At 22.0% G+C, this 791-nt stretch carries 2 protein-coding genes; both read right to left on the bottom strand.

The genetic code is table 4. From position 1 onward, the window contains the following. Positions 1 to 107: 107 nt before the first annotated feature. Positions 108 to 347, bottom strand: a complete 240-nt coding sequence (locus OF364_RS02990) for a hypothetical protein (protein WP_263774129.1) — start codon at positions 345 to 347, stop codon at positions 108 to 110. A 6-nt stretch (positions 348 to 353) separates the two neighbouring features. Continuing rightward, positions 354 to 569, bottom strand: a complete 216-nt coding sequence (locus tag OF364_RS02995) for a hypothetical protein (protein WP_263774130.1) — start codon at positions 567 to 569, stop codon at positions 354 to 356. Positions 570 to 791: the final 222 nt, after the last annotated feature.

Raw genomic sequence — 791 nt, forward strand, 5'->3', positions numbered from 1 at the left:
CTGGAATTTTTTCTCCAGTAAGCACTCTCATACACAACTTGTATAAAAATATTCTTGTCTTATATTTTTTCATAATAAAAAACATATCCTCCATTTGTGGTAGTCCACTAATAGGGGATATGTTTACTTCAATGTATTCAATCTGAAATAATATTAAAAACAGAAGATAGAAAAATTGAAATTAGAGCTAAATTTAAGACAACAAATAAAGAAATAAAATTGGTCTTATTAACTTTTGAATCTTCATTAATTAAATTTAGTTTATTAATGAAAAATAATGAAAATAAACTTTTAATAAAACTGTTTTTGTTCTTGATAAGAATGGCTATTTTTGCTATTTGCAACATTAAGAATTATAAATAAATTAAAGAAAATGAAATAAGATAAATTTGTTTTCAATTAATACGTTCTTTCATTAATTTTGGCAACAAGGTTGACTTTTCAAGTTCACTATTGTATTTATTTACTCAAGTAATATAAACTAGAATAAAAAACAATGATAAAACAAATACAACATCCAATAATAAACTAAAACTGAAAAAAATTTTTCTATATTTTTTAATATCCATATTTTAAACCTCATTAATAACTAAATTTTATAACCTTTTTTTAGTTTAATGATTTTTTGAAAAAACAAATAAAAAAATCCATTTAAGGATTTAAGTTTTTTGCGGCTCATCGCTTAATTTGTTCTCTGAAAACTGAATATCGATAAATAATTTAGATTACTTCTATAGAATCACTATTAAACCAATCAATTTATTAGTACTGGTCAGCTGAATACATTGCTG

The organism is Mycoplasma enhydrae, assembly GCF_025779955.1.
GTDB lineage: Bacteria > Bacillota_I > Bacilli_A > Mycoplasmatales > Metamycoplasmataceae > Metamycoplasma > Metamycoplasma enhydrae.